The 13,512-nt window shown below is 62.3% G+C and carries 14 protein-coding genes; 4 read left to right on the forward strand and 10 right to left on the reverse strand.

Annotated elements, in window-relative coordinates:
• Nucleotides 1–859: 859 nt before the first annotated feature.
• Nucleotides 860–1,153, reverse strand: coding sequence for a GYD domain-containing protein (locus EN853_RS14585; RefSeq protein WP_127860460.1), 294 nt, complete (start codon nucleotides 1,151–1,153; stop codon nucleotides 860–862).
• A 403-nt stretch (nucleotides 1,154–1,556) separates the two neighbouring features.
• Here EN853_RS14585 and EN853_RS14590 point away from each other — a divergent pair, with 403 nt between their 5' ends.
• A complete protein-coding gene (locus tag EN853_RS14590; RefSeq protein WP_127860461.1) occupies nucleotides 1,557–2,477 on the forward strand; it encodes a complex I NDUFA9 subunit family protein in 921 nt (306 codons plus the stop codon).
• A gap of 120 nt (nucleotides 2,478–2,597) precedes the next feature.
• On the opposite strand, the gene EN853_RS34580 is transcribed toward EN853_RS14590, so the two are convergent.
• From EN853_RS34580 to EN853_RS14615, 6 genes are all read right to left on the reverse strand, one after another.
• Entirely contained in the window at nucleotides 2,598–2,855 is a 258-nt protein-coding gene (locus tag EN853_RS34580; RefSeq protein ID WP_348631577.1) for a 4a-hydroxytetrahydrobiopterin dehydratase, read from the reverse strand.
• Between the two features lie 127 nt (nucleotides 2,856–2,982).
• Complete coding sequence (locus EN853_RS33955) at nucleotides 2,983–3,138, reverse strand: hypothetical protein (protein ID WP_168247751.1); 156 nt, start codon at nucleotides 3,136–3,138, stop codon at nucleotides 2,983–2,985.
• Between the two features lie 38 nt (nucleotides 3,139–3,176).
• Nucleotides 3,177–3,896 (reverse strand): SAM-dependent chlorinase/fluorinase, encoded by a 720-nt coding sequence (locus tag EN853_RS14600; RefSeq protein WP_210234793.1) that lies wholly within the window; start codon nucleotides 3,894–3,896, stop codon nucleotides 3,177–3,179.
• Nucleotides 3,897–3,901: 5 nt separating this feature from the next.
• Nucleotides 3,902–4,837 (reverse strand): oxygenase MpaB family protein, encoded by a 936-nt coding sequence (locus EN853_RS14605; RefSeq protein ID WP_245516983.1) that lies wholly within the window; start codon nucleotides 4,835–4,837, stop codon nucleotides 3,902–3,904.
• Between the two features lie 149 nt (nucleotides 4,838–4,986).
• Nucleotides 4,987–6,087 (reverse strand): CapA family protein, encoded by a 1,101-nt coding sequence (locus EN853_RS14610; protein WP_127860464.1) that lies wholly within the window; start codon nucleotides 6,085–6,087, stop codon nucleotides 4,987–4,989.
• Nucleotides 6,088–6,179: 92 nt separating this feature from the next.
• Nucleotides 6,180–6,638, reverse strand: coding sequence for a YbhB/YbcL family Raf kinase inhibitor-like protein (locus tag EN853_RS14615; RefSeq protein WP_127860465.1), 459 nt, complete (start codon nucleotides 6,636–6,638; stop codon nucleotides 6,180–6,182).
• A 360-nt stretch (nucleotides 6,639–6,998) separates the two neighbouring features.
• Here EN853_RS14615 and nuoH point away from each other — a divergent pair, with 360 nt between their 5' ends.
• Genes nuoH through EN853_RS14630 form a run of 3 tightly spaced genes read left to right on the forward strand, consistent with a single transcriptional unit; the run spans nucleotide 6,999 to nucleotide 9,057 of the window.
• Nucleotides 6,999–7,985 carry an NADH-quinone oxidoreductase subunit NuoH gene (nuoH, locus tag EN853_RS14620; protein WP_127860592.1) on the forward strand — a complete coding sequence of 329 codons (987 nt, stop codon included), beginning with the start codon at nucleotides 6,999–7,001 and terminating at the stop codon, nucleotides 7,983–7,985.
• Between the two features lie 19 nt (nucleotides 7,986–8,004).
• A complete protein-coding gene (locus EN853_RS14625) occupies nucleotides 8,005–8,571 on the forward strand; it encodes an NADH-quinone oxidoreductase subunit I (RefSeq protein WP_127860466.1) in 567 nt (188 codons plus the stop codon).
• A 45-nt stretch (nucleotides 8,572–8,616) separates the two neighbouring features.
• Nucleotides 8,617–9,057, forward strand: coding sequence for a CBS domain-containing protein (locus EN853_RS14630; RefSeq protein ID WP_127860467.1), 441 nt, complete (start codon nucleotides 8,617–8,619; stop codon nucleotides 9,055–9,057).
• Nucleotides 9,058–9,105: 48 nt separating this feature from the next.
• Here the strand turns inward: EN853_RS14630 and nuoG are convergent, their stop codons facing one another.
• The 3 genes from nuoG to nuoE are packed head-to-tail and all read right to left on the reverse strand — an operon-like array spanning nucleotide 9,106 to nucleotide 13,506.
• Nucleotides 9,106–11,691 (reverse strand): NADH-quinone oxidoreductase subunit NuoG, encoded by a 2,586-nt coding sequence (gene nuoG, locus EN853_RS14635; RefSeq protein ID WP_127860468.1) that lies wholly within the window; start codon nucleotides 11,689–11,691, stop codon nucleotides 9,106–9,108.
• Nucleotides 11,692–11,723: 32 nt separating this feature from the next.
• Entirely contained in the window at nucleotides 11,724–12,989 is a 1,266-nt protein-coding gene (gene nuoF / locus EN853_RS14640) for an NADH-quinone oxidoreductase subunit NuoF (RefSeq protein ID WP_127860469.1), read from the reverse strand.
• A gap of 4 nt (nucleotides 12,990–12,993) precedes the next feature.
• A complete protein-coding gene (gene nuoE, locus EN853_RS14645; protein ID WP_127860470.1) occupies nucleotides 12,994–13,506 on the reverse strand; it encodes an NADH-quinone oxidoreductase subunit NuoE in 513 nt (170 codons plus the stop codon).
• Between the last annotated feature and the right edge of the window lie 6 nt (nucleotides 13,507–13,512).

The raw sequence follows: 13,512 nt of genomic DNA on the forward strand, positions 1-13,512 counted from the left end.
ACTAGGTTCGCCAGACCAAACGAGATCATACGAAGGAAACGGGTTGGCGAACCAGCCACTAACATATTGATTTCCTGTCGAAAACGTTGACCCTCCGGCCCATCATTGTTGTTATTTATCAATTACTTAGTGCCCATTATTCTCTCGGCTAGCCAAGTCCAAGGTGGGCGAACCTTCGCGCATCGCTTTGATTTTGTTGATTTACGGTGGGTCACCAAGGCCCATCAAACGTCGTAGAAGGCGCGGCGGGCACGCGGACCGCCACCGTGGTTCCTATCCCGTATGGGGGAACAGTCAGAACGGGCAGCGGATCGTCGACGATCTGCACGACGAAGGCATCGTCGCGTTCGATACCGAACCCGCATCACCGTCGCGCGCAACTCGTCGTCCTGACCGCTCGCGGCAGAGCGGCTTACGACGCGGTCTTGCGGCTGTGGAGCCCTCTGGTCGAGGAGCTTGCGGCCGGACTCTCTGCGAGCGAGGTCGCGGTCGCGCGCACGGGGATGATGGCGTTCCGTCAAAAGCTGGAAAAGCTTATTGGCGAGGAACCCAATGAACTCCGGTGACGCGCAGGGTCATTTGCGGGAGGCAGGTATGAGCGCGCGGTTGATCTTCAACATTCAAGCCATAACCGGACCCGCGGCGTTGCCAGCAACAAAAGAACCGTGAGTGCATGAGCGTCCAGCCATTCCACGCAACAGGAGAGCAGGCGCACACGAACCGGTTCCGGCGCCTGGTGAAGATCCACCGGGGAGAGGCGGGTGATCTGGCGAGACGAGACATAGCTGAACGACTTGGGCGCCGAGCACCCAAGCTCGGCGCCGGCTTCGATTACCCGCGCACGTCAGCAAGGCGGCTGTCAGGCCATCTTTGCCAATATCTTGGTCATATCTGCCGTGTCGAATGCCCTCAGCGTCTCAGTCCTGATATTGCCCATTGATGCGATTGATAAGGCTAGTGCGGTCGCAGCAATGTCGTCTTCTGCTTCGACAATCACTACGACATCATGTTTGCCAAGCGTCCACAACAGGGTGTGAACCTTGACCCCGCTTTTGCTGGCCATCGCCTTGAAGGCCTCAGCCCGCTTCTGAGTATCCTTTATAGTCCTGATACCTTGATCGGTGAAATTCGACAGTAATACGTAATGAGCCATTGGTTCCTCCCACAATGGGGAACCGGCGGGGCGCTCACGGCGCGTCCGCCGTTTCCCGGAACCACGATAACACGAGCCGGGTGCGCGAACCACAAGCGGTCAAGAAACGACAACGGCGCTTGATGGCGTGTCGACCATATAGCACTTCTTCGTTGCCGCATCGCAGCGATGACGTGCGGCGCACTGTCACCGACGTCCAATGGCAGAATCGCGATCTGCTGCAGTCGGCTCATCAATCGCCGGATTCCCAAAGGGGTGGGTCAGTCTCGATCAGTTACGGAGACGATCGATCCCGATCTGTACGAGGCAGCCCAGATGGCAGATATTGGTCAGCAGGCGTGCTGTCCGCATGACCTGGACCGCCGGGTCGAGACGGCCGACATGAGCGGACAAAGTCCAAGCTATGGCTGCCATGAACCATCGCGTCGTCACCGTGTTCGGTGGAACCGGCTTTCTCGGCCGCCGCGTTGTTCCGCATCTCCGCGACGGTGGGTTGTTCGTTCGGATTGCATCAAGACATCCGGAGCGGGCCAAGAGGTTGTTCGGTTCCGATGATCCGCAACTTCAACCGGTCGAAGCCGATATCCATGATGAGCGGGCGATCGCCCATGCACTTGCAGGTGCTTACGGCGTTGTAAATGCCGTCAGTCTTTACGTCGAGCAGGGACGGGAGACCTTTCACTCGGTGCATGTCGAGTCGGCCCGGCGGGTCGCAGCTGAAGCACACCGAGCCGGCGTCGAACGGTTCGCTCACGTTTCAGGAATTGGCTCTGATGTTGCCTCGCCGTCGCTCTACATCCGCAAGCGTGGCGAAGGCGAACAGGCGGTGCGTGCCGCGTTTGCTGACGCCATCATCATCCGTCCGGCGGTGATGTTCGGACCGGATGACGCGTTTCTCACCACTATCCTCAAGCTTCTGCGCCGGCTTCCAATCTATCCGATGTTCGGTCGCGGCCTGACGCGATTGCAGCCGGCCTATGTGGGCGATGTGGCGCAGGCGACCGCAAGAGTGCTGCAGGGGACGCAAACGCATGCGATCACGTATGAGTGCGGCGGTCCCCGCGTCTACTCTTACGAGGAATTCCTCAGAGCCGTTGCACACCAGGCCGGCCTTAGACCGATACTGGTCCCAGTGCCATTTGTCGCTTGGCACGCACTGGCATGGGCCGCGGAAATGCTTGCGAGTCCGCCCGTCACTCGCAATCAAGTGGAACTGATGCAGGTCGACAACGTGTCGTCGCCGCAGATGCCCGGTTTCGAAGAACTTGGCATTTCGCCACATCCGGTCGAGGAAATACTCCAGGAGATGTTGCGCGATCACTGATCAACGAGCATTCTTCCGTACTCGGGCGCCATGATTGAGTGTCAGGAAATCGCGCTAGCCGGCCGATCATGAATGCGAACTTCTGGACCCGCTCCGGTGGTTGGGGTGCCGAGCACCTCTCTACGAACCGGCGATGAGGTTGATCTTGGCGGCCATGATGAAGTCATTCTCGTGCAACCCCTTGATCTTGTGTGTCTGAAGCGAGACTGCCGCATAACCCCAGCCGAAGCAGATGTCGGGATGATGCCGTTCTTGTTCCGCCAATCGGGCAACTTTGTCGACGAAGTCGAGGCGATTGACGGAAATCCGTAAATTTGAATTTGCGGCGCAGCAGTTGCGCCTCCTCCTCCAGTTCCCAGCCGGGGGTCTGGGACAGATAGCCCTCGGCTGCTTCCTGCGTTAGCGGCGCAACGCCGCCGCGACAGGGCGTGCAGGTTTTCTGAGCAATACCATCGGTCATGACAACCTCCCTTCGTGCTCATTCCTGGTGCGGCGATCGCGTTTTTCACCTTGCGCGGTATTTGCTCGCATAGTGCTTGGCGAGAACCTTGCGAATCTGCTCGGCGAGGCGCCTGTTGCCGGTCTTCGCCCGCGCCTTGTCATCGCCTTTTTGCGGCTTCGGCGGATTGGCGCCCGGGCCTCGTTTCGTTGATTTGCGCATCGCAATAGATCAACGCCGTGACCGACAACCGGTTTCGTTCAAAAGACGATCTCCACAGGACTACCGATCGCGAGATCGAGCTCGCCGTCCGCGCGCCCTTGATTGACAGCAATCTCGACAAGCCCGTTCGAGTTCTCGTACCAAAAGGCCGTGCCCGGCGGACGATCGCTGAAGGTCGTCGCGGCCTCCAGCACGCGATCTGCTGCGGCGAGCCTTGCGCCTGCCGGCAGCCTGGCCGCCCTCAGGCCGGTCATGGCATTGCCGAAATGGTCGATATAGACGATCTCGGCGAGGTCCTCCGGCCAGTCTCTACGGCGATCTGCTTCATCCAGGCGCGGCCTTCCGGGCGGCGGCTCGCGGCGTGCCAGCATGGCCGCGACCGGGGCAAACAGGTCACGCCCGTGGAAGCTGGCAGACAAGCGCTTTGGCTTCCAGTCGATATCCCAGCGGAACGTCTCAGCCGCGCGGCGCTGGATCAGTTCGAACAGGCCGTTGCCGGGGCCGACATACAAGCGACCGTCGGCCTCGACAATGACCGACGGGCGCGTCCCTCCGACGCCTGGATCGACGACACAGAGGAAGACGGTTCCCGCAGGAAACCACTCCGCGTAGGCCGCCAGCAGGTAGGCCGAGGCCTTGGGATTGCCAACTGGTGCATCGGAGAAGAGGTCGATCGCGGGGATGCCCGGTGCCATCTGGTGCAACACAGCCTTCATCTGGCCCGTGTAGGGGCCGTGCAAGCCGAAATCGGTGAACAAGACAATCATGGACGGGCGCCGACTGCGCTGCGATCGACATATAAATAGTCGGCCGGAAGGCGCATCCGCCGGCAGGCCTGAACGGCTGGGCTGGTTTCCATAACGAGGCGATCCGCCAATGCCCCTGCCTGCCGGACTGCCTCAGCTTCCCAACGGCGCAAGCCGTGCCCGGTGAGCCCCAACTGGGCCTGCATCCAATCGGGCACCAAATCAACGGCTGCCGCCACCAGCAGGTGCTGTGCCGGCCTCAGCGGCAGCGGCAGGATAGGCGCTGACCGCATGATGGCGAGGAATTCGAACACTATGGCCGAGCGCTCCAGCCGTCTGGCGGTCGCATGGAACAGCGCTTCAAGCTCGGCTTCCGATCCCGGCGCGCCTGTGGCGCCGAAAAGGCGCGCAGCCGGAACGCCCTCGGTGTAATAGCGGTCGCGCTCCGATGCGGAGAGCTGCCGCACATAGACGTGATAAGCTTGGACAAAGCCGTATGCGGCCGTGCCCTGAACCCAGTTCAGAAGGTCGGGGTCATTGGCGCAGTACGCTTCGCCCGACGATGTCACGCCTGCGACCCGGTCGTGTATCCGCCGAACGCGGGCGATCATGGCCTCGGCCGTGGTGCGGGAACCGTAGATCGTCACCATGGCGGCGAGCCCCGTGCTGTGTAGTCGCCGTATTGGATTCAGACGGAAAGACGTATGCTCCCAAACGCCAGTGCGCACGCGTGGTTCTGCAAGCTCCATGATCACGGCGGTGACGCCGCCGATGAACAGCGAAAGCGGGTTCTTGAACACGCACCATGACACGGAGTCCGGCGATACCAGTCCGGCCTCGCCGATCGGTCGCGAGAAATCGATGTGAGGCAGGTCGCCAGGTTGCAGCACCGCCCGCGCTACCGCCTCCAGGAGGCTCTGCAACGGCCAAGGCAGGACGATCGGTGTGGTCATGGCAACGAGAGCCATTCACAAGAAACGCGTGCTTCCGAACAGCGCAGTTGAGCCGCTGGACGCACTCCGGCCACCTTCTGCAGGGCTCGGTCGCGCATTGTAGCTCAATTGGCAGACAGCGCCCACCGCCAGTTCACCCCACCGCCAGTTCACATTGTCGGCCAGGACAGCGCAAGCCTTCCGCCTGGCGCAGTGCCAACGCACGTAGCAAACTGCCGACTTTCTCGGTCCAGGGTCTGCCGCAACCAGGCAATGTCGCTGTTCGCCGCCTGGACGAGCTGGAAACGGCGGATCTGGAACGGCACCAGTTTGAGCGCGACGAGATCGCTCCCAGGACCAAGGTCAGCGATGTACATCAGGGCAAGGTCGGGCCGAAATTCCCCGTGGCCTTTGATGCCTTCATAGTCATTCAGGAAGTCGCCGCAGCCATAGAGAATAAGGCGGTTCTTGTACACTTCGATGGATTTGGCATGATGCGATGAATGGCCGTGAACGATCGATATGCCCGCTCTGTCGATCAGCTCGTGGGCGAACCACCTTTGCTCCTCCGGGATGTCATAGCCCCAGTTTGGTCCCCAATGAAGGGAGACCACAACCGCATCATTTTCTCGTCGGACAGCAGCCACCTGATCGGCGATCGCCGCGACAGTCGCATCGGAAAGCGCTGGCAGAAAGTTCACTCCGGCCCGGTCATGCGTCGCTGCCCAATGTCGAGGGACGCCGCTCGTCTTGGAGGCGAACGAAAAAACAAGTACACGCCTCGCGTCGGTGTCTGCCAAAATCGCCGGAGCGCTTGCCTGGGCGGCATTGCGCCCCGCTCCGGCGGTCTTGATTTGCAAGCGCTCGAGCGTCGCCAGGGTCTCCAGCAGTCCAGCGCGCCCCCAATCGAGAACGTGATTGTTACCGAGCACGCAGCAGTCGACCCCCGCGGCGACGAGGCATTCGGCGTTCTCGGGGCTCATCCTGTAGTTGATGCCTTTGGCGACATAGGCATCGCAGCGCGTAATGCTGGTTTCAAGATTTATGATGCTGGCGTCCGGCCGCGCCCGCTCCAATCCCTGCAGCGCTGCGCCCCAGATGTAGGGGAAGTCGACCGGCATCGGTATCGGTTGGTTCGCGACCTCCGCCATCCGGACATAGTCTATGGCCGATTGCACATAGCGCTCGTGAAGACGAGGGTCACACGGATGCGGAAGCGCCTGGTCTATGCCTCGCCCCGTCATCACATCGCCACAGAGAAATATCCGCATGACGCGCACCAGCCGGGCCCATCACGATCAGTCATGTCGCTCATGACCCGCAGGCCTTCCTCAATTGCCGGAGTTCACAGGAGCGAAGACCATCATCGCTCATACACTCCGACGAGAACCGCCTCGGCGAGGAGATGCTTGCGCGCTTCTCGTTCGACCGCCTGACACGATGGGTTGTCGCCGAGCGGCAGGCGATCGATCGACAGCGCAAGCAACCGGAAGTGATAGCGGTGTCGGCCGTGGCGATGCGGTGGGCAGGGACCACCGTAACCTGGTCGCCGGAAATCGTTGGTAGCCTGCCTGAAGTCTTGCTTGGCGGCGTGCTGGGCGGCGCCTTCGGCCAACCCTACACAATCGGCCGCAATGTCATAGGCCGCCCAGTGATGCCAGATCCCCGCCGGAGCGTCCGGATCATCGCAGAGAAGGACAAAGCTGCCGGTTCCGGCCGGAGCGCCGGTCCAGCCGAGGGGAGGGGAAAGATCCTCACCGTCGCAGGTGAAGCGCCGCGGGATCGTTGTACCGTTCGCAAAGCTGCCTGAACTGAGCTGCATGGGTCGCTCCCAACGCTGTTGCCACGCTGTGCAACACTCAGTCCCAAACGCTAGGTGCCAGGCAAAACTGGTAGGAAGCGCGGGCGTCGCCTTGAGGCTGCGTTGCGACACGAGCTTCACGGTTGATCTGACGCAAGGATAGGCGCTCTGTCGAAAATGTACGAGACAATATTGAACGGCAGTTCGTTTCGGCCTGCCGCCCCGTCTAAACGCCACGCCGCGCGCATCGTAGCCAGTGATGGCAAGGCTGTGATATTATTGCTCAAGTTGCGTCGCGCTTGGCATTGTCATGCCCGCGCACCACTATGCAGTGCTAATCGGGTCGCGGGTCTCGTCCCGTCGAACGAGTGGCCTCGGATCATGGAACTCGTCGTTGCTCTTGGGCTGATCGTCTTCAAGGTCGCGTTGCTGATTGCGATCCTGCTGCTGTTGCCCCTGCCGCTGACCTGGCTGGAACGCAAGATCGCGGGGCACATCCAGCAGAGGATGGGGCCGATGCGTGTGGGATGGCATGGGCTGCTGCAGCCGGTGGCGGATGGGGTCAAGCTCTTGACCAAGGAGGACCACATCCCGGCCGAGGCCGACCGCTTCCTGTTCAAATTGGCGCCAATCCTGGCGCTCGCTCCGCCCTTCGTGGTGTTCGCCGCGGTCCCCTTCGGCGAATCCGTCTCGGTGCTCGGCACCAAGATCACTCTCTACATCTCCAACATGAATGTAGCGCTGCTTTTCGTCTTTGCAGTGATCGGGATCGAGGTCTATGGCGTCATCTTCGGCGGCTGGGCGGCGAACAGCAAATATGCCGTCCTGGGCAGTCTCAGGACCTGCGCGCAGATGATCAGCTACGAGATCCCGATGGGGTTCGCGGTCATCGGCGTGGTCATGCTGGCGCAATCCATGAGCCTGCTCGACATCGTGCGAGCGCAAGCCAATGTCTGGAACATCGTCTACCAACCGGTTGGGTTCTTCGTGTTCTTCGTCGCAGGGCTGGCTGAATCGCAGCGCATTCCCTTTGACTTGGCGGAAGCGGAAGGCGATCTGGGGGCCGGGTTCCATACCGAATACAGCGGGATCCGCTTCGCATTCTTCATGGTCAGTGAATACGCCGTCATGCTTCTGACGTCGGTCCTGGCGGTGATCCTGTTCTTCGGCGGCTGGAACGGCGTGCTGGTCCCGTTGCCTCCGCTCCTCTGGTTCCTGCTCAAGGTCGCGTTCTTCGTCTATGTGTTTATCTGGTTTCGCTTCACTTTTCCGCGCTACCGCTACGACCAGCTGATGGCGATCGGGTGGAAAGTCTTGCTTCCTTTGTCGATGGCGAACATAATCATAACCGGTGTTGCTTTCCTTTAGGGGTTGCAACGAGGCGACGATGTCGCGCGTACTGGACAGAACTGGGACATGGATCGGCTGGGCGTTCTTCGCCGATCTGACGAACGCCTTGGCGCTGACGTTCGGCTACATGTTTTCCAGATCCGTGACCATGCAATATCCAGACAAGGAAAAATGGTTGCCCTACTCGCGTTATCGCGGGCATCACTTCCTGAAGCGCGACGACGAGGGTGAGATCAAGTGCGTAGCCTGCGAACTCTGCGCGCGGATCTGTCCCTGCGATTGCATCGAGGTCATCCCCTACGAGGACGAGAAAGGCAACCGACACCCGGCAAAATTCGAGATCGACATGGCCCGGTGCCTATTTTGCGGGCTATGCGAGGACGCCTGTCCGGCGGACGCGGTCGCGCTCGGCCAACAGTACGAATTCTCGAGTTTCTCCTCGCGTGACCTTGTGATCGGGCGTGACGATCTGCTCGGCAAGCCGGGCAAGGCGACGACCGGCGGCGGCGTGGTCGCCGCACGACTGAACACCGAGCAGGACGTGCTGGTCGAGACGAGCGAGCCGCAGGGGTACAACTGGTGGCGGAATATTCGACGAACGTGAAGGCGCGCCAGCTGGCAAGCCGGAGCGCGCAGACAGGAGGCTCATATGCTGGTCTGCCAAATCTTGAAGATCAAGGCTCCCGAGGTTGTCTCGGTCACTCCAAGTCAGACGATGGTGGAAGTGCTACGGCTGTTTAGGGAGAACAACATCGGCTTCGTGGTCGTCAGCCGCTTCCCCGGCGATTGCATGGGCACGCTGTCGGAGCGGGACTGCTGCAATGCCGTGGCCGAACACGGAACCAAGGCCCCCTTGATGCGGGTCGCCGAGATCATGAACCGCAGTGTGGCGACCTGTTCGACACAGGATTTGCTGCCCTCGGTGATGGCGATCATGACCGAACGGCGCACACGCCATGTGCTGGTCGTGGATGGCCGCACAATTATGGGCGTGGTGAGCATCGGCGACGTGGTCAAGCACCGCCTCGAAGAATTGATGAGCAACGAGCAGGTGCTGTACGATTACATTGCCGGGACCGGTTATCACTGACCGCGGGCTCAAGGCGCAGGGGGCAGGCTGCCGGGGACCCGTGGTGCCTCAGCCCGGATTGCCAGGCCACGCCCCGACGCCGGCGAGAGTGGCGATCTCGAAAGCCGGGTGCGCCATTTCAACTTCCACCGGACATGGATATTCGCCCCGCCGCATCAGGCTGTTGAGACGCAGGGATCTGTAGTTCTCGGGAACGAACACGAGGCCCTTGGGAAAACGCTTGTTGACCTTGAGCTTCGCCGTCAGTTCGCCATGGGCGGATCGCACGACCACCTGATCGCCATCCGCAAGGCCAAGCTGCGCCGTATCGCCCGCGCTTATCTCGACATATGGATCATCGGCGACCGTGTTCAGGATATCCGAGCGCTCGGAAAGATATCCGTTGTGGAACAGGCAGTTGCCGGTGACCAGCATGAGCCCGCCGGCGGCAATGGGGGCTGGCGGAGGGGCAAAGAACTCGCTTGCCGGCGGCACGAGGGCCGCCTTCGTGAATGCTCCGTCGGGACCAAGTCCGTCCTGCGTCAACCCTTGGTAGGCCGGAACCAGCCGGGCAATCTCGCCGAAGATTTCGCGTTGGACCGACGGCCGCAACGGCCGGCCGCGAAGCGTGGCAACGAAGTCGAATATCGCCAGATTGTCCCGTGTCTCGAGGGCCGGTTCGCGGAACTTACAGACCTTCTGGGTCCGGCCTTCGTTGTTGGTGAACGTGCCGGATTCCTCGCCATGGCTTGCCGCGGGCAGCACGACATCCGCCAGGCCCGCAGTATCCGTGAGGAAGGCGTCCTGCACGATCAGGAGATCGGCGGCACGAAGTGCCTTCTGCACGAATTTCCGGTCGGGGTAGGACATCAGGGGATCGCCTCCGGCGATATAGAGCGCACCCATTCGCTTCCTGTCGCAAAGCTCCAGCATGGCGTCGAAATCCACGCCGGGTTCAGATGGGATTTCGGCGCCCCAGGCTCGTTCGAAAGCTGCGCGCGCCGCATCGTCGGCGAGCGCGCGCAGCCCTGGCAGCGCCGTCGGCAGAACGCCCATGTCCCAGGCGCCCAGTTGGTTGGCACGGTCGAAGAGGAACTGCATCGCCAGGCCCTTACCGAGTGCGCGGAGAACCTGCAAAAGGTTGCTGAGCTGCTGTAGGGTCGCGCGCGCCAGCGGCGATCTCAGGAGGTCGGCGCTGACGAACACGGTCACGCTGCGGCCTTCCAGCAGCGCCGTGGCCAGACGGGTCGGATCGTCACCGTCAGTGGCTGCTGCTGGCCCGCCGGTTGTCGCGCTGATGTCCGTAACGTCGCCCGGCACTGCCTGACCAGCCGCCCCCAGGCCCCTCACCACCGCGGCAAGGCCCTGAGCCTCACCGCCCGGCGGCACCCGAACGACCACGTGGGCATCGGCGTCCAGACGCGAAGGCCGTGCCGAGAGCATGAGCAACCGGGTCTTGCGCCGCCGCGCACCGTCGCGCAGCAAATATTCCGTGACCGGATTTTCGTCCGTCACATTGCCGCCGACGACAAGCACGCAGTCTTTGCCGATTACCTCCTCCAGCGGCGCGCGCGTGTAGAAGCCGGTCACCAGCGGGCGGAGCGCATCGAAAGGCGTGGACCAGCGCGAGGAGCAGTCGATATTGTTGGTCCGGAATTCCGTGCGCATCAGCTTCTGGAACTGATAGAGCACCTCGCTGGGCAGGCGCGGCGAGGCCAGCCCGCCCGCAGCCTTGCCGGCGACGGCCGACAGCCGCCTGCCGAGGTAGTCGCCGGCATCATCCCAGGAAACTGGAACCAGGACTCCGTCACGACGGATCATCGGCCGCTCGATCCGGTCCTGGCTGCCGACGAAGTCGAGGCCAAAGCGCCCGCGCACACAGAGCGTTTCGCGGTTGACGCCGTACTCCATCTTCGAGCGGACCCGCATGAACTCGCCCTTGCGCGCGCCGACGGTAAGTTGGCAGCCGGTGCCGCAATGCGGGCAGACCGTGTCGGTCTCGACCAGATCCCAGGGCCGCGCCTTATAACGATAGGGGAAGCTCATCAGTGCGCCGACCGGGCAGACCTCGACGCAATTGCCGCATTGATCGCAACTCGCGAGACTGCCCTCGAAGCCGGTGACAGCGGTATCCATGCCTTTTTCGACGGTGCCCAGGGCGACCGCGCCGACGACTTCTTCGCACATCCGGACGCAGCGCTGGCACTGGATGCAGCGGTTGACGTTCATGATGATGACCGGGCTGAGACGGATGTCCTCGGAGTGGAACACACGCTTGGCATCGCGGAAGCGGCTTGTGCGGGGGCCGTATGCCATCACCATATCTTGAAGCTCGCACTCGCCGCCCTTGTCGCAGATCGGGCAGTCGAGGGGGTGGTTGGCAAGCAGCATGTCGAGCATGGAAGAGCGCGTTTCATCGATCAGCTGCGTGTTCGTGTGCACCACCATGCCGTCGGTGGCCGCGGTGGCGCAGGCAGGCTGCAGCCGCCGCTGCCCCTCAATCTCCACAAGGCACATGCGGCAGGAGGCCAGCGGGGGGAGGCGCTTCAAGTAGCAGAAGGTCGGGATGTCGATGCCCAGACGCTCGGCGGCCTGGAGCACCGTCGAGCCCGCCTCCACTTCCAGCGTTCGTTCATCGATTGTGACGCGAACCATGGTTTCCTCGTGATCCTCTCACTGCGCCCTCGTCAGTGAAACGGGCACCTCCGCTCCTCGATATGCACGACGAATTCATGCTCGAAATGCGCCAGTGCCGCCCGCAGGCCCATCGCCGCGCCGTCGCCCAGGGCGCAGAACGTGTTGCCGAAAATGCCCTTGCAGAGTGCTCCCAGCTGTTCCATGTCGCCAGGCGCTCCTCGGCCCGCCTCGACCCGGCGTAGCACTTTGACGACCCAGTTCAGCCCTTCGCGGCACGGCGTGCACTTGCCGCAGGACTCGTGATGGAAGAACTCGATGATCCGCGTGGCGACTTTGACGATGCAGGTCGAGTCGTCGATCACGATCACTCCGGCCGAGCCGAGCATCGAGCCGGCTGCGGCCAGCGAGTCGAAGTCCATTCCGACGTCCAACCCGCGCTCCGGGATCAGCGGCGCCGAGACCCCGCCCGGGATCACCGCCTTGAGCTTGCGCCCCGGGAGCGGCCCGCCGGCATGGTCACAGACCAGATCGCGCAGCGGTATCCCCATCGGCAGCTCGTAGAGGCCCGGTTTCCGCACCTGTCCGCTGAGGCAATAGAGCTTCGGGCCGGGGCTCTTGTCCGGGCCGATGCCACGGAACCAGTCCGCCCCCCGCGCCACGATATGCGGGACGCAGGCCAGTGTCTCGACATTGTTGATCACGGTCGGGCTGGCGTAGAGCCCTTCGACCGCCGGAAACGGCGGTTTCAGGCGCGGCTGCGCCCGCTTGCCTTCGAGCGAGTCGAGCATCGCGGTCTCCTCGCCGCAGATATAGGCGCCGGCGCCGCAATGGATGTGCACGACGAAGTTGAAATCCGAGCCCAAAATCCGTGTTCCCAGATAACCCTTCGCATGGGCCTCGGCGATCGCCTGCTCCAGCCGTGCGATCGCCAGTGTGTATTCCCCGCGAATGTAGACATAGGCGGTTTCCGCCCCGATCGCGTAAGCGGAGATCGCCATACCCTCGATCAGTTGGTGCGGGTCACGTTCCATGATGATCCGGTCCTTGAAGGTGCCCGGCTCGCCTTCATCGGCATTGCAACACAGGTATTTCGGCTTGCCGGCACGCTTAGGCACGAAGCTCCATTTCAGTCCCGTAGGAAATCCGGCTCCGCCGCGACCGCGCAGGTTGGATTTCTTGACGAGGTCGATGATCTCGTCGGGCGTGTGCTCCCGCAGGGCCTTGGCTAGCGCCCTGTAGCCGCCGCCGGCCTCATAGGTCGACAGCAGATAGCCATCCGGCACGTCCACGTTCCTGAGAAGGACCGGTTCGAACATGGCGCTATTCTCCCGGCGGCCCTGCGGCCGCGAGATCGGCGCCAGTCGGTCGCCGCACCGTTGCGCGCAACCTGTCCAGGAGCGCGTCGATCCGCGCGATGTCGAGGTCGCCATGATAGTCGTCGCCGACCTGCATCACCGGGGCCATCTCGCAAGCGCCGAGGCATTCGACGGTTGAAAGTGTGAACAGCCCGTCCGGGGTCGTGCCGCCTTTCTTGATGCCGAGCACCTCCTCCAGATGCCTCAGCAGATCCTCGGATCGGCGCAGCATGCAGGAGACGTTGTCACAGAGCTGCAGGTGAAAAATGCCGACCGGCTCGGTGTGGAAGAGGGTGTAGAAGGTCGCCAGTTCGTAGACCCAGATACGCTCGACGCCGAGGATGTCGGCGACCTCTGCCAGCACCGGGCCGGGCAGATGGCCATGTTCCCTTTGCGCGATCAGAAGCGCGGGCATGATCGCCGAGCGCTGGTCGGGATATCGCGAGGCTGCCTCCTCGATCTTTTCGCGCATGGTCATCGCGTC

Source organism: Mesorhizobium sp. M1C.F.Ca.ET.210.01.1.1, assembly GCF_004791585.1.
Classification (GTDB): Bacteria; Pseudomonadota; Alphaproteobacteria; order Rhizobiales; family Rhizobiaceae; genus Mesorhizobium.

What these genes read in the sequence shown, in the direction of transcription:
- nuoH (WP_127860592.1), top strand. Translation starts at nt 6,999, where the DNA reads ATGGAACTCGTCGTTGCTCTTGGGCTGATCGTCTTCAAGGTCGCGTTG.
- EN853_RS14585 (WP_127860460.1), bottom strand. Translation starts at nt 1,153, where the DNA reads ATGGCTCATTACGTATTACTGTCGAATTTCACCGATCAAGGTATCAGG.
- nuoF (WP_127860469.1), bottom strand. Translation starts at nt 12,989, where the DNA reads ATGTTCGAACCGGTCCTTCTCAGGAACGTGGACGTGCCGGATGGCTAT.
- nuoE (WP_127860470.1), bottom strand. Translation starts at nt 13,506, where the DNA reads ATGACCATGCGCGAAAAGATCGAGGAGGCAGCCTCGCGATATCCCGAC.
- EN853_RS14625 (WP_127860466.1), top strand. Translation starts at nt 8,005, where the DNA reads ATGTCGCGCGTACTGGACAGAACTGGGACATGGATCGGCTGGGCGTTC.
- EN853_RS14615 (WP_127860465.1), bottom strand. Translation starts at nt 6,638, where the DNA reads ATGCAGCTCAGTTCAGGCAGCTTTGCGAACGGTACAACGATCCCGCGG.
- EN853_RS14610 (WP_127860464.1), bottom strand. Translation starts at nt 6,087, where the DNA reads ATGCGGATATTTCTCTGTGGCGATGTGATGACGGGGCGAGGCATAGAC.
- EN853_RS14590 (WP_127860461.1), top strand. Translation starts at nt 1,557, where the DNA reads ATGGCTGCCATGAACCATCGCGTCGTCACCGTGTTCGGTGGAACCGGC.
- EN853_RS33955 (WP_168247751.1), bottom strand. Translation starts at nt 3,138, where the DNA reads ATGCGCAAATCAACGAAACGAGGCCCGGGCGCCAATCCGCCGAAGCCG.
- EN853_RS14605 (WP_245516983.1), bottom strand. Translation starts at nt 4,837, where the DNA reads ATGACCACACCGATCGTCCTGCCTTGGCCGTTGCAGAGCCTCCTGGAG.
- nuoG (WP_127860468.1), bottom strand. Translation starts at nt 11,691, where the DNA reads ATGGTTCGCGTCACAATCGATGAACGAACGCTGGAAGTGGAGGCGGGC.
- EN853_RS14630 (WP_127860467.1), top strand. Translation starts at nt 8,617, where the DNA reads ATGCTGGTCTGCCAAATCTTGAAGATCAAGGCTCCCGAGGTTGTCTCG.